21 protein-coding genes are annotated in these 24,263 nt (G+C 72.2%); 11 read left to right on the top strand and 10 right to left on the bottom strand.

The features are described from left to right. Window positions 1-124: 124 nt before the first annotated feature. The 3 genes from JOD49_RS07505 to JOD49_RS07515 are packed head-to-tail and all read left to right on the top strand — an operon-like array spanning window position 125 to window position 3,314. On the top strand, window positions 125-1,009 hold the full coding sequence (locus JOD49_RS07505; RefSeq protein ID WP_205306615.1) for a (Fe-S)-binding protein: 885 nt from the start codon (window positions 125-127) through the stop codon (window positions 1,007-1,009). Then, a complete protein-coding gene (locus JOD49_RS07510; RefSeq protein ID WP_205306616.1) occupies window positions 1,006-2,652 on the top strand; it encodes a LutB/LldF family L-lactate oxidation iron-sulfur protein in 1,647 nt (548 codons plus the stop codon). The genes JOD49_RS07505 and JOD49_RS07510 overlap by 4 nt, the downstream gene beginning before the upstream one ends. Next, window positions 2,649-3,314: a LutC/YkgG family protein gene (locus tag JOD49_RS07515; protein ID WP_205306617.1), complete on the top strand. Its 666-nt coding sequence runs from the start codon at window positions 2,649-2,651 to the stop codon at window positions 3,312-3,314. Before JOD49_RS07510 ends, JOD49_RS07515 begins: the two co-directional genes overlap by 4 nt. 117 nt (window positions 3,315-3,431) lie before the next feature. On the opposite strand, the gene JOD49_RS07520 is transcribed toward JOD49_RS07515, so the two are convergent. The 4 genes from JOD49_RS07520 to JOD49_RS07535 all read right to left on the bottom strand — a co-directional run bounded on the left by JOD49_RS07520 (window position 3,432) and on the right by JOD49_RS07535 (window position 7,907). Continuing rightward, a complete protein-coding gene (locus JOD49_RS07520; protein ID WP_205306618.1) occupies window positions 3,432-3,980 on the bottom strand; it encodes a TetR/AcrR family transcriptional regulator in 549 nt (182 codons plus the stop codon). 5 nt (window positions 3,981-3,985) lie between these two features. Continuing rightward, window positions 3,986-4,570, bottom strand: coding sequence for a sugar O-acetyltransferase (locus JOD49_RS07525; RefSeq protein WP_205306619.1), 585 nt, complete (start codon window positions 4,568-4,570; stop codon window positions 3,986-3,988). Window positions 4,571-4,605: 35 nt separating this feature from the next. Beyond that, window positions 4,606-5,190, bottom strand: a complete 585-nt coding sequence (locus tag JOD49_RS07530; RefSeq protein WP_307822438.1) for an NUDIX hydrolase — start codon at window positions 5,188-5,190, stop codon at window positions 4,606-4,608. Between the two features lie 110 nt (window positions 5,191-5,300). After that, window positions 5,301-7,907, bottom strand: a complete 2,607-nt coding sequence (locus JOD49_RS07535) for a glycosyl hydrolase family 18 protein (RefSeq protein WP_205306620.1) — start codon at window positions 7,905-7,907, stop codon at window positions 5,301-5,303. Between the two features lie 320 nt (window positions 7,908-8,227). Between JOD49_RS07535 and JOD49_RS07540 the strand changes: the two genes are divergently transcribed. After that, window positions 8,228-8,854 (top strand): uridine kinase family protein, encoded by a 627-nt coding sequence (locus tag JOD49_RS07540; RefSeq protein ID WP_205306621.1) that lies wholly within the window; start codon window positions 8,228-8,230, stop codon window positions 8,852-8,854. 121 nt (window positions 8,855-8,975) lie between these two features. Here JOD49_RS07540 and JOD49_RS07545 read toward each other — a convergent pair whose 3' ends face one another. Together JOD49_RS07545 and JOD49_RS07550 are read right to left on the bottom strand one after the other, a co-directional pair. Then, complete coding sequence (locus tag JOD49_RS07545; RefSeq protein ID WP_239525163.1) at window positions 8,976-10,511, bottom strand: MFS transporter; 1,536 nt, start codon at window positions 10,509-10,511, stop codon at window positions 8,976-8,978. A 276-nt stretch (window positions 10,512-10,787) separates the two neighbouring features. Further along, window positions 10,788-11,282 (bottom strand): hypothetical protein, encoded by a 495-nt coding sequence (locus JOD49_RS07550; RefSeq protein WP_205306622.1) that lies wholly within the window; start codon window positions 11,280-11,282, stop codon window positions 10,788-10,790. 177 nt (window positions 11,283-11,459) lie between these two features. Here JOD49_RS07550 and JOD49_RS07555 point away from each other — a divergent pair, with 177 nt between their 5' ends. The 5 genes from JOD49_RS07555 (at window position 11,460) to JOD49_RS07575 (ending at window position 15,829) form a co-directional block, all read left to right on the top strand. Continuing rightward, window positions 11,460-12,134: a DUF998 domain-containing protein gene (locus tag JOD49_RS07555; RefSeq protein ID WP_205306623.1), complete on the top strand. Its 675-nt coding sequence runs from the start codon at window positions 11,460-11,462 to the stop codon at window positions 12,132-12,134. 46 nt (window positions 12,135-12,180) lie between these two features. Next, window positions 12,181-12,552, top strand: coding sequence for a YciI family protein (locus tag JOD49_RS07560; protein WP_205306624.1), 372 nt, complete (start codon window positions 12,181-12,183; stop codon window positions 12,550-12,552). Window position 12,553: 1 nt separating this feature from the next. Continuing rightward, complete coding sequence (locus JOD49_RS07565; protein WP_205306625.1) at window positions 12,554-13,837, top strand: RNA polymerase sigma factor; 1,284 nt, start codon at window positions 12,554-12,556, stop codon at window positions 13,835-13,837. A 239-nt stretch (window positions 13,838-14,076) separates the two neighbouring features. Next, window positions 14,077-15,264, top strand: a complete 1,188-nt coding sequence (locus JOD49_RS07570; protein ID WP_205306626.1) for an aminotransferase class I/II-fold pyridoxal phosphate-dependent enzyme — start codon at window positions 14,077-14,079, stop codon at window positions 15,262-15,264. A gap of 151 nt (window positions 15,265-15,415) precedes the next feature. After that, the gene (locus JOD49_RS07575) at window positions 15,416-15,829 is read left to right on the top strand and encodes an SRPBCC family protein (RefSeq protein ID WP_205306627.1); all 414 of its coding nucleotides are present in this window, start codon (window positions 15,416-15,418) and stop codon (window positions 15,827-15,829) included. A gap of 82 nt (window positions 15,830-15,911) precedes the next feature. Here the strand turns inward: JOD49_RS07575 and JOD49_RS07580 are convergent, their stop codons facing one another. From JOD49_RS07580 to JOD49_RS07590, 3 genes are all read right to left on the bottom strand, one after another. Beyond that, window positions 15,912-16,355 (bottom strand): OsmC family protein, encoded by a 444-nt coding sequence (locus JOD49_RS07580; protein ID WP_205306628.1) that lies wholly within the window; start codon window positions 16,353-16,355, stop codon window positions 15,912-15,914. A 199-nt stretch (window positions 16,356-16,554) separates the two neighbouring features. Continuing rightward, entirely contained in the window at window positions 16,555-19,122 is a 2,568-nt protein-coding gene (locus JOD49_RS07585) for an ATP-dependent Clp protease ATP-binding subunit (RefSeq protein WP_205306629.1), read from the bottom strand. A gap of 230 nt (window positions 19,123-19,352) precedes the next feature. Next, window positions 19,353-20,273 carry a YwiC-like family protein gene (locus JOD49_RS07590; protein WP_205306630.1) on the bottom strand — a complete coding sequence of 307 codons (921 nt, stop codon included), beginning with the start codon at window positions 20,271-20,273 and terminating at the stop codon, window positions 19,353-19,355. A 184-nt stretch (window positions 20,274-20,457) separates the two neighbouring features. Between JOD49_RS07590 and JOD49_RS07595 the strand changes: the two genes are divergently transcribed. Continuing rightward, window positions 20,458-21,084, top strand: a complete 627-nt coding sequence (locus JOD49_RS07595) for a hypothetical protein (RefSeq protein WP_205306631.1) — start codon at window positions 20,458-20,460, stop codon at window positions 21,082-21,084. Window positions 21,085-21,237: 153 nt separating this feature from the next. Beyond that, a complete protein-coding gene (locus JOD49_RS07600) occupies window positions 21,238-22,176 on the top strand; it encodes a universal stress protein (protein WP_205306632.1) in 939 nt (312 codons plus the stop codon). 11 nt (window positions 22,177-22,187) lie between these two features. Here the strand turns inward: JOD49_RS07600 and JOD49_RS07605 are convergent, their stop codons facing one another. After that, window positions 22,188-24,197: a sigma-70 family RNA polymerase sigma factor gene (locus JOD49_RS07605; RefSeq protein WP_205306633.1), complete on the bottom strand. Its 2,010-nt coding sequence runs from the start codon at window positions 24,195-24,197 to the stop codon at window positions 22,188-22,190. Between the last annotated feature and the right edge of the window lie 66 nt (window positions 24,198-24,263).

Below are 24,263 nucleotides of genomic sequence, written 5' to 3' on the forward strand. Positions count from 1 at the left end.
TCAGACCACAGCCTGCTCGCCGCCGAGCAGGGGCCGGGAGGGCCGCGCGGTACCTCCGACGGGCACTCGCCGCCCGCCGGGACCAGACTGAATCCCACCGCCCCCTGCCCGGCTGGAGTACCCAGTGCGTATCGCCCTCGCCGCCACCTGCATCGCCGACGCGATGTTCCCCCAAGCCCCTCGGGCCACCGTCCAGCTCCTCGAACGCCTCGGCCACGAGGTGTTCTTCCCCGAGCAGCAGACGTGCTGCGGCCAGATGCACGTCAACACGGGCTACTTCGACGAGGCGGTGCCCGTCATCAGGAACCACGTCGAGACGTTCGCGCCCGCGCTCGACGGCGAGTGGGACGCGATCGTCGTGCCGTCGGGCTCGTGCACCGGGTCGATCCGCCACCAGCAGGCCATGGTGTGCCGGCGTGCGGGGCAGGAGAAGCTGGGCGCGACCGCCGAGGCCCTCGCCGCCAAGACCTACGAGCTCTCGGAGCTGCTCGTCGACGTGCTCGGCGTGACCGACGTCGGCGCGCACTTCCCGCACCGCGTCACCTACCACCCGACGTGCCACTCGCTGCGCATGATCCGCGTGGGCGACAAGCCCCTCCAGCTCCTGCGGGCCGTCGACGGGATCGACCTCGTCGAGCTCCCCGGCGCCGAGAGCTGCTGCGGGTTCGGCGGGACGTTCGCGCTCAAGAACTCCGAGACGTCGACCGCGATGCTCGGCGACAAGATGACCAACGTGAAGTCGACCGGCGCCGAGGTCCTCACGGCGGGCGACTACTCGTGCCTCCTGCACATCGGCGGCGGCCTCTCGAAGCTGCGCACGGGCGTGCGCACCATGCACCTCGCGGAGATCCTGGCCTCGACGCAGGACGCGCCGACGCTCGTGTCAGAACCAGCGAGCACTCCAGGTCACGCTCGTTCTGACACGCCTGGCCCGCCGAGCCGCCTGTCAGAACCATCGAGCACCCCAGGTCACGCTCGTTCTGACAACGAGGCAGAGGCAGCGCGATGAGTACCTTCCTGGGCTTCCCCACCCGCCGCGGCGCGAAGACCCTGCCCGACGGCGGCACGCACCACGGCGCGCCCGGCACCACCGCGGGCCCCGGCTGGGCCGACGACGTGCCGCACCCCGACGCGCCGCTGCGCTGGGGCGCGACGTTCCCCGAGGCCGCCAAGCAGGCGCTGGGCAACACGCAGCTGCGCCGCAACCTGGCCCACGCGACCTCGACCATCCGGGCCAAGCGTGCGGCCGTCGTCGGCGAGGTGCCCGACTGGGAGGCCCTGCGCGACGCGGGCTCGACCATCAAGGCCCACGTCCTGAGCGACCTCCCGCACCTCCTCGAAGAGCTCGAGCGCAACGTGACCGCGCGCGGCGGCGTCGTGCACTGGGCCCGCGACGCCGCCGAGGCCAACCGCATCGTGACGGAGCTGGTCCAGGCCACGGGCGAGACCGAGGTCGTCAAGGTCAAGTCGATGGTCACGCAGGAGATCGGGCTCAACGAGGCGCTCGCCGAGGAGGGCATCGCGGCGTTCGAGACCGACCTCGCCGAGCTCATCGTGCAGCTCGCGGACGACATGCCCTCGCACATCCTCGTGCCCGCGATCCACCGCAACCGCTCCGAGATCCGCGAGATCTTCCTCGAACGCATGGGCGACGCACCGCCCGACCTGACCGACGCCCCGCGCGAGCTCGCCATGGCCGCCCGTGCACACCTGCGCCGCAAGTTCCTCTCGGCAAAGGTCGCGATCAGCGGCGCGAACTTCGCGGTCGCGGACACGGGCACGCTCGCGGTCGTCGAGTCCGAGGGCAACGGGCGCATGTGCCTCACGCTCCCCGAGACCCTCATCACCGTCATGGGCATCGAGAAACTCATCCCCACCTACCAGGACCTCGAGGTCTTCATGGCGCTCCTGCCCCGGTCCTCGACCGGCGAGCGCATGAACCCGTACACGTCCCTGTGGACAGGCGTCACGCCGGGCGACGGGCCGCAGGAGTTCCACCTGGTGCTGCTCGACAACGGGCGCACCAAGGCCCTGGCCGACGAGGTGGGCCGCGCCGCCCTGCACTGCATCCGCTGCTCGGCGTGCCTCAACGTGTGCCCGGTCTACGAGCGCGTGGGCGGGCACGCCTACGGCTCGGTCTACCCGGGCCCCATCGGCGCGGTCCTCACGCCCCAGCTCGCGGGGTCGACGGGCACGTCGGACCCCAACAACTCGCTGCCGTACGCCTCGACGCTGTGCGGCGCGTGCTACGACGTCTGCCCCGTCAAGATCGACATCCCGTCGCTGCTGGTGCACCTGCGGGCGCGCGAGGTGGACCAGGACCGGGGCCGCCCCACGGCCTGGGGAGCGGCCATGAAGGCCGCGTCGTTCGTCATGTCCACGCCCGGCCGGTTCGAGCTCGCCGAGAAGGCCGGCGGCGTGACCCGGGTCCTGGGCGGGCGATCCGGTCGCATCTCGTCGCTGCCCTACCCCGGGTCGAAGTGGACCGGCTCGCGCGACCTGCCCGTCCTGCCGAAGCAGAGCTTCCGCGAGTGGTGGGCCACCGACCACGCTGCGCACGAGCCCGTCACGCCGGAGGCGCCCGCCTCGCCCCCCTCGCCCGCGGATCCCGCCCCGCCCGCTTCCAGCGACACGACCGGAGACGCCCGATGAGCGCGCGCGACGACATCCTGGCCCGCGTGCGCGCGGCCGTCATCACCGACGGCGCGCACCTCGGGGACGCCGTGGCCGCCCAGGCGCCGATCTCCCGCGAGTACCGGACGGCGGGCGAGCACTCCCCCGGGTCGCCCGAGGCGGTCGAGATCCTGGTCGACCGGCTCGTGGACTACCGCGCGATCGTGCACCGGGCCGCGACCGAGGACGACCTGGCCCGCACCGTGGGCGAGCTGCTCGCCGACGCGCGCTCCGTCGTCGTGCCCCCGGGGGTTCCCGCGGGCTGGACGAGCGGGCTCGGGGACGGGACCGCCGTCGTGCACGACTCGCGCGAGGACCGGCGGACGGCGGGCGAGCTCGACCAGGTCGACGCGGTGCTCACCGGGTCGCGGCTGGCCGTCGCGGACACCGGGACGATCGTCCTGGACGGCGAGGACGACCAGGGGCGACGCGCGATCACCCTCGTGCCCGACCTGCACGTGTGCGTGGTGCGGACCGAGCAGGTTTTGCACACGCTGCCCGAGGCCGTGACGATCCTCGCCGCGCACCCGACCCGCCCGCAGACGTGGATCTCGGGGCCGAGCGCGACGAGCGACATCGAGCTCTCGCGCGTCGAGGGCGTGCACGGGCCGAGGACGCTGCACGTGGTCCTGCTGGGCTGAGCCCCTCACCCCACCCTCGGTGCCGAGCATGCGGTCGGCGTCGGTTTCGAGCCCGAAACGGACCGCAACCGCATGCTCGGCGAACGACGACCGCATGCTCGGCACCAGGACCGGCGCTCAGCCCACCTGGCGCCGCACCGCGCGGCGCACGCGCTCGGGGTCGAGCGGTGGCCGCCCGTCGGGCCCGGTCGACAGCACGGAGTGCAGCACGAGCCCCTCGATCAGGGCGTCGAGGTCGGCCACGACGTCCGCGTCCACGTGCCGCCGCAGGGCGGCCTGGCTCGCGGCCATCCACCGCTGCGTGACGGTGCGGAAGGTGGGCTTGCGGGCCGCGAGCACGTAGAGCTCGAGCGCGACCAGCAGGTCCCGCTGGTAGCTGCCCGACTCGTCGCAGACCAGCGCGACGAGAGACTCGACCGGGTCGCCGCCCTCGGGGACCGCGTCCATCGCCGCCTCGAAGCGCGCCGCGGCCTGGACCGCGTGCCGCTCGAACGCGAGCCGCAGCAGGTCGTCGAGGTTCTCGAAGTGGTACGTCATGGACCCGAGCGGCACGTCGGCCGCGGCGGCGATCACCCGGTGCGTCGCACCCGCGACGCCGTGCTCGGCGATGACATCGAGGGCCGCGTCGACGATCCGGTCCTTGCGGTCGGGGTCGACGCGGCGCACGCCGGTCACTCGTCGATGTGGCGCAGCACGCGGGCCGGGTTGCCCACGGCCACGACGTTCGCGGGCAGGTCGCGCGTCACGACGGATCCTGCGCCCACGACCGTGTTCTCGCCGATCGTCACGCCCGGGCACACCGTCACGCCGCCGCCGAGCCACACGTTGTCGCCGATCGTGATGGGCTGCGCGGCCTCCCACTTGTCGCGGCGCGGGCCGGGCTCGACGGGGTGCGTGGGCGTCAGGAGCTGGACGTTGGGGCCGATGAGCACGTCGTCGCCGATCGTGACGGGCGCGACGTCGAGGCACACGAGGTTGAAGTTCACGAAGACGCGCGCGCCGACCGTGGTCCGGTAGCCGAGGTCGCAGCGGAACGGGGGGCGGATGTCGCTGCCCTCGCCGAACGCGCCGAGCAGCTCGGTGAGCACCTCGCGGCGGGCCGTGCCGTCGTTCGGGTCCAGGGTGTTGAGGCGGTGGCTGAGCGACATGGCGCGCTCGGAGTCGGCCGCGATCTGCGGGTCGTCGGCGAGGTAGAGGTCACCGGCGAGCATGCGCTCGCGCATCGGGCGCTGGTCGGAGGGGTCAGGAAAGGTCATGTGTACAAGCGTACACATGACCGTGGGGCGCCCCGTCAGACCGAGGCCCGACGGCGGTGCGTCATCTCCTCGAGGACCGTGCGGAGCCGCTCGGGGAAGTCCTCGGGCGTGTCGGGCGGGAGCCGGTCGACACGGAACCACGCGACGGCCTCGCTCTCGTCGCTGACCACGGGCAGGGCGTCGAGGTCCGCGAACGCGACGTGGCCCACGTCCCAGTGGACCAGGCAGGTCCCGAAGCGCGAGGACAGCGCGTGCCGGTGCAGGTCCACGGGGGCGCCGTCGGGCTCGAACGGTGCCAGACCGACGATCCCGCTCTCCTCCCTGGCCTCGCGGAACGCCCCCGCCGCGAGGCTGTCGTCCTCCGGCTCGACGTGCCCGCCGACCTGGACCCAGAACTGGCCCTTGCGGTGGAAGCACAGCAGCACGTGCAGCAGGTCCGGGGTCAGCACGAAGCAGCTCCCCGTCAGGTGCTCGGGGCCGCCGCGGAAGATCACGTCCCCCCGGCCCTCCTCGACGAACGCCACGTACTCCTCGCGGAGCCGTGACTGCGCGGGGCTCAGCGGCTCCCAGGACCGGATCGAGTCGAGGGCGGTGGCGGCGAGGTCTTCGGCGGAGGTCACCCGGGAAGCCTACGACCGACGTGCGCGAGGTAGAGGGCCGCCGTCGAGGTAGAGGGCTCCAACCCTCTACCTCGACGCGATCCCTCTACCTCGGCACCGGCCTCACGGGATCAGCACGCCCCCTCGTCCTTCCACGGCCCCCAGTCGCTGGCCACAGGGGCGTTGCCCTGCGTCCAGTACCGGGCGGACCACCTGTGGCCCGCGTGCGTGACCTGCGCGCCGCCGTTGTACGCCGTCCCGGCGACCCACGGGGCCGCCGTGCACCCCGCACCGCCGGTGTTGCCGCCCGGAGTACCACCGGGGGTGCCGCCCGTCGTCCCGCCGGAGACCACCGGGGTCACGACCTGCACACCGCGCGGGTGGTCGTAGGTCGTGGCGTAGGTGTTCGTCCCGATGGTCACGCGGACGTTCGAGATCTGCGCCATGGGCAGTCTCCACGACAGCTTGGTGTACGCCGAGCCGCCCGCCGGGATGCCCCCCGAGGGCACCTTGAGCGTCGCCGAGTGCAGGTCCCCCTTGAGCCCGCCCACGTTGTTGCCCGAGTGCCCCGCGACCGTCGTGATGCCCCAGCCGTTCTGCTCACCGATCGTGGCCGAGGTGGTCGTCGCGAAGTCGAACGAGATGGTCGACCCGGCCGGGATCGCGACCGTCGACCTGTTCGCGAACGTCACCCGGGGGTTGATCGGGTAGTTGTTGTCCCCGAGCGCGAACTCCGAGAACGACACCCCGAGGTCGATCGCCTGCGCCGGCGTCGCGGTCTTGGACTTGGCCGCGCCGTAGGGCGCCGCGGTGGAGAACGTCGAGTGCATGCGCGTCACGAGGCTGTCGCCCATGCCGTACTCGCCGCTCGTCGCGTCCAGGTCGTAGTCCCCCGCGAGCTCCCAGATCATGAGCCCGCCGTACCCGCCCGCGACCACGTAGTCGGCCTTGGCCTGGATCGCCTGGTCGGAGTCGCCCGAGATGAACGACTTCGTCTGCGCGTTCCACCACCACTCGGTCTTGGTGACCGGGTCGAAGTTGTGCTGGTACGTGCCGGTCAGCGGACCGGTCGGTGCGCCGTAGGACGCCGCGTAGGAGCCGACCTTCCCGTTCTGCAGGTTGAGCATGTGCCAGATCGGGTTGCCACCTGCGGGGATCTTCGCCCCGGCCTTGTCGACGTCGTACCAGATGTTGTCGATCCCGCCCGCGCCGTTGCCGCACTTGGACGTGCCGCCCAGCGAGGGGCCCGTGCCGGGCGGGCACTTGGTCTGGTCGGGCAGGGCCGCCTTGCCCCACAGCCCGTTGGTCCCGCCCTGCACGTTGGCCCAGCCGCGCGTGTAGAACGGGACGCCGATGTTGATGCGCCCGGCCTGCACGGCTCCTCGGAAGTAGTGCGCGGCCCAGTCGGCGTTGAGGTACCCGATCCCGTCGTACGCCCCGTAGACGCCGGCCGCGGCGAGCTCACCGTCCTTGCCGTCGTCGAACAAGGCACCGTTGCCGCCCACGAAGTCGTTCCACGTCCCGTGCAGGTCGTAGGACATCACGTTGACGTAGTCGAGGTACGGCATGATCTGGAAGACCTCCATGCCGCGCAGCAGCCACCCCGACGCGGGGGCGGCGATGGTCAGCATGTAGTACTCGCCGTCCTGGGCAGCCGCCTTGTCGAGCGCCTCGCGCGTGGTCTTCATGAGCTGCTCGTAGTTCTTCCAGAGCTGCCCGCGTCGCGCGTCGGCGATCTGGAAGTCGTCCGGGTTCCCTGCCTTGACGTTCGAGGTCGGGTACTCGTAGTCGATGTCGATCCCGTCGAACCCGTAGGTCCGCACCATCGCGACCGCGGACGCCGCGAACGCGTCGTACTCGGCCTGCGTGTCCAGGGTGTAGAAGCCGCCCGAGGCGACGCGGTTCCCGTCGACCCCGAAGTAGCCGCCGGTCTCCGCCCACCCGCCGACCGACACGAGCGTGCGCACTCCCGGGTGCTGCTTCTTGAACTTGGTGAGCTGGTTGAAGTGCCCCTTGTAGGGGACGGTCGGGTCGAGCGCGTTCTCGGCGCCCGTGAACGTCAGGCCCGTCGCCTCGCTCGTCGCCGACTCGGCGTTCACCGAGATCTTCGAGTCAGGTCCGACGTGCGCGAACGCGTAGTTGATGTGCGACAGCTTGGTCCACGGGATGTCGCTCGCCAGGTACGACGGCGTCCCCTCCTTGCCCGTGCGCCACGACGTGAAGTACCCGATCACGCGGCGGTCGAGGCCGTTGGGCAGCTTCTCGCGCCCGGCCTCGTCGTACACGTCGCAGTAGGGCACGTCGACGGTCTTGTTGACGGCGAGCCCGTCGGGGCGGCACTTCTCCTGCGGGTTCGTGGAGATGGGGGTGCCCGGGTCGGCACCGGTCGGGTCGCCTCCGGTCGTGCCGCCCGTGGTGCCGGTCGTGCCGCCGGTCGTCCCGGTCGTCCCACCGGTGGTGCCGGTCGTGCCGCCCGTCGTCCCGGTCGTCCCACCCGTCGTCCCGGTCGTCCCCCCGGTCGTCCCGGTCGGGTCCGTCCCGCAGGGCCCGACGATCTTCCACGCCCCCCACTGCTGCGTCCCGGGCGTCTCGCCCTGGGTCCACCAGGACGCCTTGTAGTTGGACCCGCTGTACGACGCGACGCTCCCGCCCGTGTACGCCGACGACGCCGACCACGCGGGCGCGCACGCCTCGGCCGCGGACGCCACGGGTACCTGCGCGACGAGCGGAACTGCCACCACTGCCGTCGCGGCGACTCCTGCGAGCCACCGCCTCACGGACCGTCTGCCTCGTTGCATGATCGACCGCCTCCCCAGCACGGCTGCGGCACCGTTGCCGCGGCATCGTGTGTCGTCACGCTAGGCCGCGCGCTCCTTCGACCACATCAGGGGCGCCCGCAGAGTTCGCTACGTACGTGGTTCCCGCAGCCCTCCCACGTGGCTCCCAGGCGTCCTGTCAGAACGAGCGTGACCTCGAGGTCACGCTCGTTCTGACACGAAGCACCGGCCCGACGGCGCCGCGCGCCCGGGCATGGCCCGTCGGCTGGGAGAATGGTCGGGTGACGAACGGCCTCTTCGACCTGCCCGAGGGCACGCGTGTCCCATCCCGTCGGATCGTCCTGCTGACGGGCCCGTCGGGCTCGGGCAAGACGTCGCTCACGCGGCGCCTGGGCCTGCCGGTCGTGGAGCTCGACGACTTCTACCACGACGTCGACCACCCCGGGATGCCGCAGCGTTTCGGGATCGTCGACTGGGACTCCCCGGGGAGCTGGGATGCCGAGAGCGCCATGGAGGCGCTGCTCGCGCTGGTCACGACGGGGCACTCGGACGTCCCGGTGTACGACATCCCGACGTCTCGCCGTACGGGCACGACGCACCTCGACGTGAGCGGGTCGCGCCTCGTGATCGCGGAGGGGATCTTCGCAGCCGAGCTGGTCGCGGCCTGCCGGGCCGAGGGCATCCTGGCGGACGCGATCTGCCTGCGGCGGCCGCGGCTCATGACGTTCTGGTTCCGGCTGCTGCGCGACCTCGGGGAGTCCCGCAAGCCGCCGCTCACGCTCTTGCGCCGGGGGTGGGGCCTCCTGCGGGACGAGCCACGTCTGATCCAGGGCTGGGTCGACAAGGGCTGCCGGACGGCGTCGCCCGGTCAGGCCGAGCGGGACATCCGGGCGCTCCTCGCGGGCTGAGGTCCGGCTCGTCGCGTGTGCAGCCCGGGCCGTCCCGGGAGCCGGGCGACCGCCCGAGCTGCACGCTCGACGCGGAAGGTGAGCGACGCCGTCGAGCACCGAGGCCGGCCCGGGCGGCGGCTCAGCCCAGGTGCACCGCGACCTGGTCCCCCTGCGGCAGGAGCCGCTCCTTGGGACCGCGGATCAGCACGGCCGCGAGGACGGCACCCACGACCATCGTGACCGCGGTCGCGACGAACGCCGCCGAGTAGCCGTCGACGAACGCCGCGAGCTGCGACGACTCGTCCGTGACGACGGCTCCCGCGACGACACCCGCGTAGATCGTCGTGAAGACCGACAGCCCGATCGAGCCGCCGATCTGCATCGAGGCGTTGACGGTCGCGCTCGCAGCCCCCGCGTCGTGCGGCTCGACGCCCGAGAGCGCGACGTTCTGCAGCGGCACCAGCACCAGGGCCATCCCCGCTCCCAGCACGAGGAGAGCCGGCAGGACCTCGACCGCGTACGACCCGTCCACCGTGATCCGGCTCAGGTAGACGAGCGCGGCCGCGGCGACCAGCGGCCCGCCGATCATGAGCGGCCGGGGCCCGAACCGCGCGAGGAGCTGGGTGACCACGGGCGCCAGGACGAGCGTCATGATCGTCATGGGCAACGTGCCCAGTCCGGCATGCAGGGGCGAGAGCCCCATGACGATCTGCAGGTGGAGCGCCAGGTACAGCAGCGCACCGATCATGAGCGCTCCGAAGATCGCCTGCAGCGCGAACGCGCCCGCGCGGACCGTGTTCGTCAGGACGCGCAGCGGGAGCAGGGGCTGCGCGACGCGCGACTCGATCCACACGAACAGCACCAGGAGGACGACACCGACCGCGAGGCACGCGAGCGTCTCGGGTGCGACCCAGCTGTGCTCGGCGAGCGTGAAACCGTAGACGAGCGAACCGAGGCCCAGGACGACGGTGACGGCCCCCAGGACGTCGTACCGGTTGTCGCCCTCCGCCTTGCTCTCGCGGATCAGCACCTGGCCCGCGACCAGCGCGACCACGACGACGGGCACGTTGACCCACAGGCACCAGCGCCAGTCGGCGTACTCGGTGAGCGCCCCGCCCAGGACCAGCCCGACCGCCGCCCCCACACCGGCGACCGAACCGAAGACCGCGAAGGCGGTGTTCCGGTCGCGGCCCCGAGGGAACGAGACCGTGAGCAGCGCGAGCGCGGCCGGCGCGAGCAGCGCCGCGAAGACGCCCTGGAGACCGCGCATCGCGACGAGCTCGGTGCCGTTGCGTGCGAGCCCTGCGAGCAGCGACGCGACCCCGAAGCCCACCATCCCCAGCAGGTAGGTGCGCTTGCGACCCCAGTAGTCGGCGATGCGACCGCCGAGGAGCAGGAGCGCACCGAACGCGAGCGCGTAGGCCGTGACGACCCACTGGCGCTCGGTATCGGTCAGGCCCAGCTCGAGCTGGGCCTGCGGGAGGGCGATGTTGACGATCGTCCCGTCGAGCACGACGAGGAGCTGCGTGAGCGCGAGGATGACGAGGATCCACCAGCGGCGGGGGCCGGTCGCGACCGGCGCGTCCGGCTCGACCGGGACGGAGCCGTGGGGCTCGGCGGAGGGAGGGACCACCTGGGCCGAGGGCGCAGAGGTGGAGGGAGGAGAGACGGGCATGACCGACCTTCGGGGACGCAGCGGGGATCGTGGGGTTTCCAGCCCGGATCGAGACGTGTCGCGAGATGCCGCAGACCGTTCGACCGCCCCAACTACGAAGTCGGACAGACGGACCATCTTAACGTGTCAGCCGGTCAGGAAACGCTGTGAGGTCGCCCACGGCCGCTCGCCGTTTCGGGGTGGGACGCGAAGAGGTGAGCAGCGCCCGGGGCGGGACACGCCCGGGCGAGCGGCGCCGTCGTCCGCGCGCTGCCCGACGCGCGGACGACGCCCCCCTCAGCGACGGGTCATGGTCGAGGCGTACCCGCCCCCGCCCGGGTAGACCCACTCCCCGACGACCGAGTCACCGTCGGCGTCGAACAGGCCCTCGAAGTAGGCAGGCCCACCCTTGGCCCCTGCCCAGATCGTCAGGCGGTCACCGGCGAGCTCGTACACGTAGTCCAGCGTGTTGCCCAGGGAGTCGTAGAAGCGGGAGACGACGTCGTCGCCCACGGGTTCGCCGAACGGGTGGAGGTTGCCGATGACCTCGAGCCCGGCGACCTCCTGGCCGAACTGCACGAGCCGGACCCGCTGGAGGAGGAAGTACCCGCCCTCCATCCACTCGTAGGTGACCTCGCCCTCCGCACCGCCGGTCACCCGCCAGGTGCCGACGAGTCGATCGAGGGCACGCAGGCCCGCGCTGGGCGGAGCCTGCTCCTCGAGACCGTAGCCGTCGACGTCGACGGCCGCCGCCGCCTCGTCCGTGCGGGCCTCGTGCGGGGTGCTGTTCATGATCGGACTCCTTCGCGCTCACGCTGCACCCGGTCGGTGCAGTCGTGGACACCTCGTCGCGACGGGCGATCCCTCGACATCCCCTCGGTGTGACGCGCATCACATCCCCGAGGTGTCGAGATCCCCTCGGTGGCCCCGAGGTAGCCGTGAACCGTCCCGTCACCCGAGGAGATCCCGATGACCAGCCAGACCCGGCCGACCACGCCACCCACCGGATCCACCCCGCCGTCCGACCGCCGCCCGCGCAGTCGCTCCCTGCTGACCGCGGCGACCCTCGCCGGTCCGTTCTTCGTCGTCTCCGCCGGCGTGCAGTCCGTCGCCCGCGAGGGGTTCGACCTGCGCGTCCACCCCCTCAGCCAGCTCTCCACGGGAGACTTCGGCTGGGTCCAGATCCTCACCTTCGCCCTGACCGGCCTCGGGCTCCTCGCGCTGGCGGTGACCCACCGACGGATCATCAGGGAAGGAGTCGGGCGACGCGCCGTCCCCGTCCTGCTGGGGATCGCCGGGATCGGCTTCGTGCTCGCGGGCGTCTTCGTCATGGACCCCGAGAACGGCTTCCCCGTCGGCACACCAGACGGACCGGCCGCCTCGGTGTCGTGGCACGGCGTCGCTCACTCGGTGGCCGCCGCCATCGCCTTCACCGCGCTCGCCGTGGCAGCCGTCGTCCTGGCTGTCCGAGCAGTGCGGGCACGCCGGGTCCTGGCCGCGGTCGGCCACGGCGTCGTCGGCCTCGCCCTGCTCCTGCCCGTGTCGCCCGAGACCGCGAGCATCCAGGTCGCCGTCAACGGCCTCGTCGCCTTCACCTGGACCACGGTCCTCGCCGTGCGGCTGCGGACCCTCGTCGTCGCCTGAGAGGCTGGTCACGGACCCGGCCGGCACCCGCTCGAAGGAGAACCACATGAAGTACCTGTTGCTCGGATACACCCCAGCCGCCGCGTGGGACGCCGGCACCGCCGACACGCCGACCGACGAAGCGCTCGCGGCCTTTGCCGCCTACCAGGAGTTCGAGGCGGAGCTGCGACGGACAGGTGAGTTCGTGTCGAGCGAGGGCCTGGGCCACCCGGCGGTGAGCACGACGGTGCGCCGGACCGACTCCGGTGTCGTCGCGACCGACGGACCCTTCGCCGAGCTCAAGGAGGTCCTCGCGAGCTTCGCGATCATCGACTGCGCGAGCCACGAGAGGGCCGTCGAGATCGTCAGCCGCATGGTCGAGGTCCTGGGCGAGCCCATGGAGATCCGCCCGATCATGGGCGACGACTTCGCGGCCTGACATGACGCTCGCACCGGGGTCCGGCTCTCCCCCGGGCCCGAGCATCGAGGACCTGCTGCGCACGGAGGCGCCGCAGGTCCTCGGCGCGCTCGTGCGTCGGTTCAGCCGGTTCGACGTGGCCGAGGACGCCGTCCAGGAGGCGCTGCTCGTCGCGAGCACCCGGTGGCCCGTCGAGGGCGTGCCGGTCGAGCCGCGGTCGTGGCTCGTGCGCGTCGCCTACCGCCGGATGATCGACCTCCTGCGCTCAGAGCAGTCGCGCCACCGCCGCGAGCGGACGGTCGGGGAGGCCGTGCTCGCGGAGCACACGTCGGGCCGCGAGGTGATCGACGACGACGACAGCCTCACTCTGCTGCTCCTGTGCGCCCACCCGTCCCTCAGCCCGACCTCTCAGGTCGCCCTGACCCTGCGTGCCGTGGGCGGCCTCACGACCGCGGAGATCGCCCATGCCTACGGCGTGACCGAGGCGACCATGGGGACGCGGGTCAGCCGCGCGAAGCAGCAGCTCCGCCAGGAAGGGACACGATTCGTCCCCACGACCTCGGCCGACCGCGACGCACGCCTCGCGTCGGTGCTGCGGGTGCTGTACCTCGTGTTCAACGAGGGCTACACGGCGACCTCGGGGACGCGGCTCGGCCGGGTCGACCTCGCGCGCGAAGCCGTCCGGCTCGCCCGGCTCGCCCGCGCACACAGCCCCCGCGACCCCGAGGTCGCCGGACTGCTCGCCCTCATGCTCCTCACCGAGGCCCGCCGTGACGCCCGGACCGACGACCAGGACCACCTGGTGCGCCTCGAGGACCAGGACCGGTCACGCTGGGACCACGAGATGATCGAGGAGGGCCGCGCGATCATCGACGCCGTCTGGCCGTTGCGCACCGTCGGGCCGTACCAAGTGCAGGCCGCGATCGCCGCCGTCCACGCGACGGCGGCACGCGAGGCCGACACCGACTGGCCGCAGATCGCCGCGCTCTACCTCTGGCTCGAACGCCTCGCGCCGACAGGCCCGGTCCGCCTGGCGCGCGTCGTGGCGGTAGCGCGGGCGTTCGGTCCCCGGCGGGGCCTCGACCTCCTCGATGCGCTCGACCGCGAGCACGGGCTCGCCACCGACCCTCTCGCGGGCCCGCGCGAGCCCGCGGTGCGTGCACACCTGCTCGACGACCTGGGTCGCCCCGGCGAGGCAGCGGTCGCCTTCCGGTCCGCAGCGGCTCGTACGCAGAACGCGGTCGAGCAGGAGTACCTGCTCGACCGGGCTCGGACCAGCGCGGCACGCGAGCCCGGCACACGCTGACGGTCGGACGCCTCCCCGCACGGGCGAGCCGGCCCGGGCCCCGTCCCCGCGACGGTACCTGCCCGCCCGGGGCGAGCGGCGCCGTCGGGACTCGCCCGACTCTCCCCGGCCCGTCCGAAGGCCCGGTGCTAGCGTGGGAACGCCTGATCCTCGCGGCCCTGCACCGCCGCCCGTCGCCGCCCGGCGACCACTCCCGGACACCGCCGTCCACCCTGCCGTCGCCCGAGCGAGGAGCTCCCATGGCCGACGAGACGATCTCCCGACGCGTGCGCGACCTCGCGCGGTCCACCCCGTTCGACGTCCTGCTGGGCTTCTTCGCGCACGAGTACCCCGAGCGCCGCGCTCGCCCCGGGGTCCTCGACCTCACGTTCGGCAACCCGCACGACCCCGCACCGGCCGAGTACGTCGAGGCGCTGCGGGCGAGCGCCGTCCCGCGCGACGAGCACTGGTTCGGGTACAAGGTCAGCGAGCCCGCCGCGCGGGCCGCGGCTGCGGAGTCCCTGCGCGGCGTGGTGGACCTGCCCTTCGAGCCCGACGACGTGCACCTCACCACGGGCGGCTTCACCGCGCTCGCCCTCGCGCTCAAGCTCGTGTGCGACCCGGGCGACGAGGTCGTCTACAGCGTGCCGCCCTGGTTCGCGTACGAGGTGATCGTGCGCGAGGCCGGGCTCGTGCCGGTCAAGGTGCCGGTCTCTGCCGAGACGTTCGACCTGGACCTCGACGCGATCGCCGACGCGATCACGCCGCGCACCCGGGTCGTGCTCGTCAACACGCCCAACAACCCGACCGGGCGCGTGTACCCCCTGGGCGAGCTGCGCCGTCTGGCCGCTCTGCTCGACGAGGCGTCGGCACGGAACGGCCGCCGCGTCTTCGTGGTCTCCGACGAGCCCTACCACCGGATCGTCTTCGACGGCACGGAGTTCCACAGCCCCGCCGAGGTCTACCCGTGGACCCTGCTGGCCTACAGCTACGGCAAGACGCTGCTCGCGCCGGGGCAGCGCATCGGGTACCTCGCGGTCCCGCCGACCCTGCCCGGGCGCGAGGACCTGCGCCCCGCGATCGAGGCGCTCCAGATCGCGATCGGGTACGCGTTCCCCAACGCCGTCCTCCAGCACGCGCTGCCGCTCCTGGAGCGCATCCCGTTCGACGTCGCGCTCTACCAGCGCAAGCGCGACCTCATGGTCGCCGGGCTGCGCGACATCGGCTACGACCTGCACAGCCCCGAGGGCACGTTCTACCTCTTCCCCCGCTCCCCCGACCCCGACGACCGCGCCTTCGAGGCCCTCCTCGCCGGCCACGACGTCCTGGTCCTGGGCGGGAAGTACTTCGAGACCCCGGGCCGGTTCCGCATCTCGCTCACGGCGAGCCTGGAGACGCTCGAGGCGAGCCTGCCGCGGTTCGCGGCGGCGTTCGGGGAGGTGGGCTGAGGGGCTGCCGTCCCTGCCCGACGGCGGCGCTCACCTCGCGCGTCGAGCCGGGGTTTCCTGGTGGGCCGGGCGGGCCGGTGCGCCCGTCGCACGTGCCGACATCCGGACGGGGGGCTACGGTCGGGGAAAACCGCTCGAAGAGGAGAGGTCCATGACCGGACTCGTCGCCACCGCCTCGATCCACATCGCCGCACGCCCGGAGAGGGTGTGGGCCGAGCTCGTCCATCCTTCCGCGACCTGGATGCTGGGGGCGAACGTCGAGACCGACTACCAGCCCGGCAGCACCATCACGTTCGAGGGCCAGTACCAGGGCAAGCACTTCGAGGACCACGGCACGGTGCTCGAGGTCGACCGGCCCCGGACCCTGCGCTTCACGCACTTCGCGCCGAGCAGCGGACTTCCGGACGTGCCGGAGAACCATCACGAGGTCGCGATCACGCTGGCCCCGGATCCCAAGGGCACACGGGTCACGATCCGTCAGGACAACAACGACACGCCCGAGGCCGTCGAACACTCCGAGGAGCTCTGGCGCTCGGCGCTCGCCTCGCTCGCGGGTCACGACTGACCCGCCCTGGGCCCCTCTTGTCAGAACGAGCGTGACCTCTAGGTCACGCTCGTTCTGACAAGAGGGTCCTGGGCAGCGGAGGTCAGGCTCCCGCGCGCACGACGCTGACAGGGGTGGCGTTCATCAGGTTGTCCGCGACGCAGCAGCGCTCCTCGGCGGCCACGAGGAGCGCGTCGATCTCCTCCGGGGTGGCGTCGGCGTCGACGTCGATCTCGAGCCGGATGCCCTGGAAGCCCGCGCGGTCCTGGGTGGGGCGCCCCATGAGGCGCTGGGGGTTGAGCGATCCCGTCGCGGTGACGCTCAGGCTCCGCACCTCGATGCCGCGCTCCTTGGCGACCATGTGCGTCGTGATGTTGAGGCAGCCGGCGAGCCCCGACAGGACCAGCTCGACGGGGTTCGGACCGGTGTCGTCGCCGCCGAGCGACGCGGGCTCGTCGATCGTGACCGAGAAGTCCCTGATCTGGACGTCGAGGCGGGTCGGGGACTTCGCGGTGCCGCTGACCGTCGCGGTGTACTGGGGGGCCATGTGCCTGCCGTTCTCTTGAACTAATACCGATGTACCAGTTTCTCGCCGCAGAGCACCCCGCTGTCAGGGACGTTGGTCCCGCACCCGCAGCCCTACGTCCCCACGGACGCCGAAGGGCCCCGATCCCTGAGGATCGGGGCCCTTCGTGCCGGTCGGCGTCAGACGACCGGGGAACGACAGCCGGTGGCTGCCGGGAGGATCACTCCGCGCCGGCCTGCAGCTCGCCGGTCGGCGGGAGGTCGGCCGTCGAGATGCCCGCAGGAGCGTTGAGCGCTGCGGTCGCGGCGACGCTCACCGGGCCACGCTCGTGGTCGTCCTTGGAGACGCCACGGAACGTGAACTCGCCCAGCAGGCCCTCGCCCTCGGCGTCGACCAGGACGATCTGACCGGCCTTGAGCTCGCCGAACAGGATCTTCTCGGACAGCACGTCCTCGATGTCGCGCTGGATCGCGCGACGCAGCGGACGAGCACCCAGGACCGGGTCGTAGCCCTTCTCGGCCAGCAGTGCCTTCGCGGCGGTCGTGAGCTCGATGCCCATGTCCTTGTCGCGCAGGCGCTTGTCGAGCTTGGCGATCATCAGGTCGACGATCTGGACGATCTCCGACTGCGAGAGCTGCGGGAAGACCACCACGTCGTCGACGCGGTTGAGGAACTCGGGGCGGAAGTGCTGCTTCAGCTCGTCGTTGACCTTGGCCTTCATGCGGTCGTAGCTCGTCACGAGGTCGCCACCGGCGTTGAAGCCGGTCTGCAGACCCTTGGCGATGTCCCGCGTACCGAGGTTCGTGGTCATGATGATCACGGTGTTCTTGAAGTCCACCACGCGGCCCTGCGAGTCGGTCAGGCGACCGTCCTCGAGGATCTGCAGGAGCGAGTTGAAGATGTCGGCGTGCGCCTTCTCCACCTCGTCGAACAGGACCACGGAGAACGGACGGCGACGGACCTTCTCCGTCAGCTGGCCACCCTCGTCGTAACCGACGTAGCCGGGAGGCGAACCGAAGAGACGCGAGACCGTGTGCTTCTCCGAGAACTCCGACATGTCGAGCTGGATGAGCGCTTCCTCGTCCCCGAAGAGGAACTCGGCGAGCGCCTTGGCCAACTCGGTCTTACCGACACCCGTGGGGCCGGCGAAGATGAACGAGCCACCGGGACGCTTGGGGTCCTTGAGGCCGGCACGCGTGCGGCGGATCGCCTGGGAGAGCGCCTTGATGGCCGTCTCCTGGCCGACGACGCGCTTGTGCAGCTCGTCCTCCATCTTCAGCAGGCGCGAGGACTCCTGCTCGGTGAGCTTGAGCACCGGGATGCCGGTCGACATCGCGAGCACCTCGGCGATCAGGTCCTCGTCCACCTCGGCAACCGTGTCCAGGTCTCCGGCCTTCCAGGCCTTCTCCTTGTCCGCGCGCTGCTGCGTGAGCTGCTTCTCGGTGTCGCGCAGACGCGCGGCCTTCTCGAAGTCCTGCTCGTCGATCGCGGACTCCTTGTCGCGACGTGCCTCGGCGATCTGCTCGTCGAGCTCCTTGAGCTCCGGCGGGGCGGTCATGCGACGGATGCGCAGGCGCGCACCGGCCTCGTCGACCAGGTCGATCGCCTTGTCCGGCAGGTACCGGTCGTTGATGTACCGGTCGGCCAACGTCGCGGCGGCGACCAGGGCGGCGTCCGTGATGGACACGCGGTGGTGCGCCTCGTAGCGGTCACGCAGACCCTTGAGGATCTCGATCGCGTGCGGCAGGCTCGGCTCCGAGACGAGGATCGGCTGGAAACGACGCTCCAGGGCCGGGTCCTTCTCGATGTGCTTGCGGTACTCGTCGAGCGTGGTCGCTCCGATGGTCTGGAGCTCACCACGGGCCAGCATCGGCTTGAGGATGCTCGCCGCGTCGATCGCGCCCTCGGCGGCGCCCGCACCGACGAGCGTGTGGATCTCGTCGATGAACAGGATGATGTCGCCGCGCGTGCGGATCTCCTTGAGGACCTTCTTCAGGCGCTCCTCGAAGTCACCGCGGTAGCGGGACCCGGCGACCAGCGCGCCCAGGTCCAGCGTGTAGAGCTGCTTGTCCTTGAGCGTCTCCGGCACGTCGCCGCGGACGATGTCCTGGGCGAGCCCCTCGACGACGGCCGTCTTGCCGACGCCCGGCTCACCGATCAGCACCGGGTTGTTCTTGGTGCGGCGAGACAGGACCTGCATGACGCGCTCGATCTCCGAGGTGCGTCCGATGACGGGGTCGAGCTTGCCCTCGCGTGCGGCCTGCGTGAGGTTGCGGCCGAACTGGTCGAGCACGGCCGAGCCGGAAGGCTGGCCCTCGGCAGGGCCGCCCGCAGCGACGGGCTCCTTGCCCTGGTACCCGGACAGCAGCTGGATGACCTGCTGGCGCACGCGGTTGAGGTCGGCGCCCATCTTCGTCAGGACCTGGGCTGCGACGCCCTCTCCCTCACGGATGAGCCCGAGCAGGATGTGCTCGGTGCCGATGTAGTTGTGGCCGAGCTGAAGGGCCTCGCGGAGCGAGAGCTCCAGGACCTTCTTGGCGCGCGGCGTGAACGGGATGTGCCCGCTGGGGGCCTGCTGGCCCTCGCCGATGATCTCGGTGACCTGCGAGCGCACACCGTCGAGGGAGATGTTCAGGGACTCCAGCGCCTTGGCTGCGACTCCCTCTCCCTCGTGGATGAGGCCGAGCAGGATGTGCTCGGTGCCGATGTAGTTGTGGTTGAGCATCCGTGCCTCTTCTTGGGCAAGGACGACGACCCGACGGGCTCGGTCGGTAAATCTCTCGAACATGTGCTGCTCCTCACGAGCGGCGTACACCCGCACCGGTGGTGCTCAGGCCTGACCGCAACGACTCTATCCGGGACCAACGGGGCCGACCCCACGGATATGCCCTTGTTCGCCAGGGGCGTGACGAGGGGCTCGCTCCGTGACCTTCGGCAGGACCGCGACCGGTGCCCGGAGGCTGTCCGTTCCGCCCGTCGGTGCCCGTTAGGCGAGGTGGGGATGCCCGGAACGCGAGGTCAGACGACGGCCGCCACCCCCGCGACCACCCCGACGGCGGTCGACCCGGCCGCCCCGGCCGCCTCGGACGTCGCCGGCAGCGCGAGCGCCACGACCGTGACCAGGACGCTCGCCGCGACCTCGCCCAGCCCGAACTGCAGGGGCGTCGCCGCGGTGCGCGGGACCCACACCGCCCGCGCCGCGAGCCCGGCGAACAGCACGGCCGCAGGCCACCCGGCGAGCCCGGCCGCCGCGAGGGCAACGGGCACGACCACGCCCGCCGCCAGGTGGTAGACGACCGACGCGACGAGGTAGGACCGCTCACCCCGTTCCCGGATCAGCGTCTTGACGTAGAGGATCGTGCCCGCGAAGTAGGCCAGCACGAGCGTGAACAGGGCCCATACCTGGGGCCACCCGATCCCCGCGACGCCCGTGACGCCGTCGGGCAGGGAGAGGCCCGGCCACGGGCCCGGTGCGGGGCCCACCCCCGCCGCGAACGCGACGGGCAGCATGAGGCACGCCGCGAGGACCGTCGCCCCGTCGTTGAGCAGCGAGCGCTCGCTGCGCCGGTACGAGCTCCACAGGCTCACCGCGACGAGCGGGAGGAAGAGCGGCACCCAGGCGAGGAGGTCGGGGCGCAGGAGCAGGACCGCGACGGCTGGGACGACCGTCGCGATCCCGTACGCCCGCACGGGCGGCCACCAGCGCGCCTTGAAGCGGGACTTCAACCACAGGCCGGTCGCGAAGAACGCGAAGTACCCGACGAACCACAGCACGGCTAGGGGCACGTGCACCCAGGCCGGGCCGCCGAGGAAGACCCCGACCAGCAACGGCACGGCGAGCATCGCCCACGCGCCGTGCTGGTCGGGCACCCAGCCGGGGCCGCGGCGTCGTCGACGCCCCGTCGGACGCCGCTCAGGTCGCGTGCTCCCCTGGGTCATGCCCCGAGGTTGGCACGCGTCGTCGCAGACCACGGCGCCGTCCCGGCGGGCGGACCGGACGTTCCGCCGACCGGACTCACCCGCTCCCCGACGTGCGCGACCGGCGCGCCGCCAGCATCGTTGACCACAGGGCGCCACAGGGGCAGTCTCGACGCAGGGGCATCAGACGGTCCGAGGGAGGACGATGCACAAGCCGGACGAACCAGCAGGCGCTCACGAGTCGTGGGAGCAGATCGTCGCGCGCTTCGCCCGCTTCAGCGGCGTGGTCGGTGAGATCGCGGACCCCCTCACGTGGGGCCTGGACCTCGAGGAGGAGACCGTCACCGGGACGGGTGGCGACGACCGCGACCCGACCGAGGAGCGCTTCCTGCGGGCGTACGTGTCGTTCGTCGGGGAGGCGGTCGACGTCGAGACCCTGCGCCTGGGGACCGACGACCCCCAGCAGATCGAGGACATCGTGCGCGCCGCGCTCAGCGGTGCCCTCGCCGCGCCCCTGCACAACGACGCCCCCGAGGGCACCGAAGGGCCGACGGGCGCGGACTTCGCCGACGCCTACCAGGACTACCGGTCCGCGATGCGGGCCATCGTCGAGGAGGTCGACCAGGCGCCCCTCCAGCACACCGCCTTCGTGGTCGACGACGTCTCGCACCCGTGCGTCCGGGTCACGGTCCGGGCCACGGTCGCGGTGTACGTACCGCTCGCCGACCGGGCCGTGATCGTGTCCGGTCCCTCGGACCTCGTGGACCGCGTGGACATCGCCACGGCCCCCATCCGCAACCTCCTGCACGGTGACGACGGTCCGCGGTTCTGACCTTCGGGCCGGCTCCGGCCCTTGCTGACGGCCCCTCGTGACCAAGCAGACACGCCCAGGCGTGACGTGGTCCCCGGGAACGGCCAAGATGGGTGGTGCGGACGGTGCGCAGGAGCACTGGACGGTCGTCGAGCGAGAGAGCAGGTGACGTCGATGAGTGACGTGGTCGTCGGTGTGGACGGATCGGTCCGGTCCCAGGAAGCCCTCGACTGGGCTCTCGTCGAAGCGGGTTCGCGAGGTGTGCCGCTCACGGCGGTCCTCGCCTGGGAGCCCTCCTGGACGGACGGCCCGCGCGCTTCCGAACCGGCCGACTTCAGCCACCTCGCGGACCTCAAGCAGGATCAGGTGCTGACCCTCCTGGACGAGGCACGACACCGGACCGGGGTCGACGTCGTGACCCACGCCGAGCAGGTCCAGGGCTCGGCGGCCACCGCCCTGCTGGCCCGCGCGGAGCACGCGCAGATGCTCGTCGTCGGGAGCCGCGGGCTCGGGCGGTTCGGCCGGCTGGTGCTCGGGTCGGTGTCGTCGGCCGTGGTGCAGGGCGCGACGCAGGTTCCCGTGACGGTCGTGCGGTCCGTCGGCGAGGGCACCTCCGACGACGGCACCGGGGCCTCGGCGGCCGACGGGCCCCCGCGCGTCGTCGTGGGAGTCGACGGGTCGAGGACCTCGGTCGACGCGCTGCGCCACGGGCTCGAGGTCGCCCGCCGGACGGGCGCGGTCCTCGAGGCGGTGTTCTGCTGGCAGATCGTCACGCTGGCCCCGCTGCCCGACTCGTGGGGCTGGACGCCACCCATCGACGACTACGAGAAGTTCGCGGGCGAGCAGCTCGACCGGGCTCTCGAGGCGGCGGGCGTGGACCTGCCCGACGAGCAGGTGCGGCGCAGCGTCGTGCACGCCCACCCCGCGAAGGGGCTCATCGAGGCGTCGGAGGGCGCGGACCGCCTGGTCGTCGGCAACCGAGGGACGGGAGGGTTCGACCGCCTCCTCCTGGGCTCGGTGAGCCGCCAGGCCGTCGAGTACGCGACGTGCCCCGTGACCGTGGTCCGTCGCCAGGCCGACCAGCCCGGTAGCGACCAGCCCGGTACCGACTAACTCAGTACCGACTAGCTCGGCGGCTGGCCGATCGTGAACGACGAGCTCACGATCGGCCCGGCCGCACCGGTCGCCCGGTCGACGTAGCGCAGCCCGAGCGTGTGCTGCCCCGGCGCGAGCCCCGAGGCGACCAGGTCGATCGGCTTGCCCGTCATCGGGTGCGGGTTGCCCGTCGACCGACCGTCGAGGAACGCCTCGGTCGTGAGCCCCGCACGCCCGTCGATCCGTACCGTGATCGACGGCGCCCAGGCGACGACCCCACCGTCGACAGGGGCGAGGATCGACGGCAGCAGGAACGTGAACGGCCCGGGGACGCTCGTCGCCTCCGACGTCGTCCCGTTGCGCTCCTGCGTCACGGTGAGCGTCTCCCAGACGCTCGTGCTGCCCGACGGCGTCGCTCGCCACGTGCCGTCGGGTGCGACGTCCGCGCTGGCGACGACCGCGGAAGCACCCTGGCCGCCCGCGGTCACGGTGACCGTGGCCCCGGGCTCACCGGTGCCCGACAGCTCGGGCAGGTAGACCAGCTCTCCCGCGGGCGGGGCGACCACCGTGGGCGGTGCCAGCTCCGGGTCCACGGGCGGGTCGACGGGCGGCGCGGGGTCGACCGGCGTCGGGTCGACGGGCGGTGCGGGGTCCACCGGGGTCGGGTCGACGGGGGCCGAGTCGACAGGCGGGTCGACGGGCACGGTCGGCTGGACCGGCGTAGCCGACGACGACGCCGGTGCCGCGAAGGTCTGAGCCGACGGCCCCGCACCGACGCTCCGTCCCGTGTCGGCCTCTCCCGCCGAGCGGGCGGGCGCCTCGTCCGGGCCGACCGCATCCGGGACCGTCGTGGGATCGGTCGGGTCCGTCCCCGGGACGAGGGCGATCCCCTCGGCCGGCGGGGCCTGGGACGCCCCGTCGGCCGAGGTCTGCGAGCCCGACCCGGACTGCTCCGCCACGACCGGCTGAGCGCTGTCCCACGGCTGCGCGACCGCCACCGCACCGACGGCGACGGCGACCCCCGCGGTGACGAGCGCGAGGATCGCACCGCCCGAGAACCCGGAGGTCGTGGCCGCGGCCGCACCCGCCGAGGCAGCACCGGCCGAAGCACCGGCACCTGCACCGGCGGACGAACCGCCCGCACCGCCACCGGTCCCGGCACCCGCTCCGGCGCCTTCGGCGCCGGTCCCGCCGAGGACGACCTCCGCCGTCGGGTCGATGAAGACTCCCTTGGCCGGCACGAGGCCCGCTCCCCCGAGCGCGGCCGAGGTGCCCCCCAGGACTGCTGGGACACCCAGCACGAGCGGGACGAGCAGCAGGCCGAGACGCGAGGCGACCTGGTCGACCTCGTCGACCAGGATCGAGCACGACAAGCACCCCGTGAGGTGCTCCTCGAAACGGTCCTTGTTCCGTGCGCTCAAGGCGCCACGGTTGTAGTCGCCCATCTGCTCCGCGGCCCACCGGCACTCGTCGGGCACGGCGGCCATGTTGACGTGAGCCTGCAACCAGGAACGCCGCAGACCCTCGCGAGCGCGGTACGCGAGGGCGGAGACGGACCCCGCGCTCAGGCCGAGCAGCGGGGCGACCTCCCGAGCGTCCATGCCCTCGACCTCGGTGTACCAGAGCACGGCCTGCCAGCGCGCCGGCAACGCCTTGAACGCCGTGACCGTGACCGAGCCCTCGACCACGACGTCCGCCATGTCCACGGGGTCGACGACCTCGGGCACCTGATCGACCACGAGCGGGTCCGGCGCGTGCGACCACGTGATCGCGACGCTGCGCACCGTCTGGTAGAGGTACGGACGGAACGGCCCCGTCGGCCCGTTGCCCGCCTGGATAGCACGCAGGATGCGCAGGAACGACTCCTGGACCAGGTCGTCCGGGTCGAACGACGACGTGACGCGGCGGGCCGCACCGCGCCCCGCCCCGGAGTGCCTGCTCCACAGCACCGCGTACGCGTCCTGCGAGCCCCCTCGCACGGCGTCGACCAGCTCCTCGTCGGCCAGGGCCTGGAGGTCGGTCTCGCTCGTCGTCGACATGGGGTTCCTTCCGCGGCGCGCCCGGCGGTCGGGCGTGAAGCGCCTGTCAGGAGAAGAGACACGCCC

It is taken from the genome of Oerskovia jenensis (assembly GCF_016907235.1).
Classification (GTDB): domain Bacteria; phylum Actinomycetota; class Actinomycetes; order Actinomycetales; family Cellulomonadaceae; genus Oerskovia; species Oerskovia jenensis.